This is a genomic window from Paraburkholderia sp. GAS206C (assembly GCF_050435645.1).
In the GTDB taxonomy this organism is placed as follows: domain Bacteria; phylum Pseudomonadota; class Gammaproteobacteria; order Burkholderiales; family Burkholderiaceae; genus Paraburkholderia; species Paraburkholderia phenazinium_B.
Window position 1 is genome coordinate 1 of record NZ_JBNDKR010000027.1, and the last position, 1,601, is coordinate 1,601.

At 63.1% G+C, this 1,601-nt stretch carries 1 protein-coding gene; it reads left to right on the forward strand.

Annotated features, from left to right (window positions below):
* The first annotated feature begins 115 nt into the window (after nucleotides 1-115).
* Entirely contained in the window at nucleotides 116-1,531 is a 1,416-nt protein-coding gene (locus P3T20_RS37070; RefSeq protein ID WP_429289458.1) for an ISNCY family transposase, read from the forward strand.
* Nucleotides 1,532-1,601 lie beyond the last annotated feature (70 nt).

Sequence of the window (1,601 nt, forward strand, 5' to 3'; positions counted from 1 at the left end):
TGTCAGAGCTTTTTAGAAATGTCCGGTTCTGGCTCATTAGAAATGTCCGGTTTCCTGCTCCGGTCCGGCTGCTGTGGCGCATGCTGCGGCATCACAGCCAGCCCGGAGCCAGACCATGAACGGACGTGGATTCATCACGATCAGCATGCACGAGCTCGAGCGGGTCAAGATCATCGAGGCGGTCGTCCAGCATCGCCTGACGATCGTACTGGCGGCTGAACGGCTGCAGCGATGTGAGCGTCAGGTCAGCCGGCTGGTGCGGCGCTACGAGGCCGCTGGACCGGCCGGGCTCGTCTCGGCGCGGCGTGGCCAGCCCAGCAACCGCGAACTGCCGTTGGATGTCCGCTCGCGTGCCATGGCGCTGGTGCGTGAGCGCTATACGGATTTCGGGCCAACGCTGGCCTGCGAGAAGCTCGCCGAATGTCATGGCGTGGTGCTGGCGAAGGAAACCGTGCGACGCTGGATGCGTGAGGCCGGGCTGTGGATTCCGCGCAAGCAGCGGCCGCCGAAGCTGCACCAGCCTAGAAACCGTCGCGCGTGCCTGGGCGAACTGGTGCAGATCGACGGCAGCGATCACCGGTGGTTTGAGGAGCGTGCGCCGGCGTGCACGCTGCTGGTGTTCATTGACGATGCAACCGGCCGGCTGATGGCGCTGCACTTCACGGCGACCGAGTCGACCTTCAGCTACTTCGAGGCGACGCGTCATTACCTGGAACAGCATGGCAAGCCGGTCGCGCTGTACAGCGACAAGGCGAGCGTGTTTCACTGCAACAGCCATTCAGCCACGCCTGGCAAGGGCGTGACGCAGTTTGGCCGGGCGCTGTACGAGCTGAATGTGGACACGTTCTGTGCGAACAGCAGCCAGGCCAAGGGACGCGTCGAGCGCGCCAACCTGACGCTGCAGGACCGGCTCGTGAAGGAACTGCGGCTGCGTGGCATCAGCACGAAGGAAGCGGCCAACGCTTACGCGCCCCACTTCATGGCGGACTTCAACGGCCGGTTTGGCAAGGCGCCGAAGAGCACGTTCGACGCCCACCGGCCACTACGCGCTGACGACAATCTCGACCTGATCCTGACGTGTCGCGTACCGCGGCGCGTGTCGAAGGTGCTGACGGTGCAGTACGACCGCGTGATCTATCTGCTGGAGGACACGGTGGCTAACCGCAGCCTGATTCACTGCTATCTGGACGTATTCGAGTATCCGGACGGACGCATCGAGATCCGGGTGAATGGCGCTGCCCTGCCCTGTGTGCCGTATGACCGGCTCTCGGAGATCGATCAGGCGGCGGTGGTCGATAACAAGCGGCTGGGACACACGTTGCAGCTGGCGCAGGTGATTCAGGCGCAGCGCGATGACCGGCGCGCGTCAGGCTCGCCATCGAGGACCAATCAGGGCGAAGCGCCGCGGTCCAGGGAGCGCAAGGTGGGCACCCGCAAGCAGCGCGAGCTGACCCGGGAGCAGTTCAATGAAGCGATTCTGGCAACTGCCGGAACGCGGGTTGGCTCGGTGCTCAAAAGCCCTCTAACATAGATATTTCTGAACCTTAAAACCGGACATTTCTAAAAAGTCCCAACCCCGACATCTGAAAGAAGCCTCGACA

What these genes read in the sequence shown, in the direction of transcription:
- P3T20_RS37070 (WP_429289458.1), top strand. Translation starts at nt 116, where the DNA reads ATGAACGGACGTGGATTCATCACGATCAGCATGCACGAGCTCGAGCGG.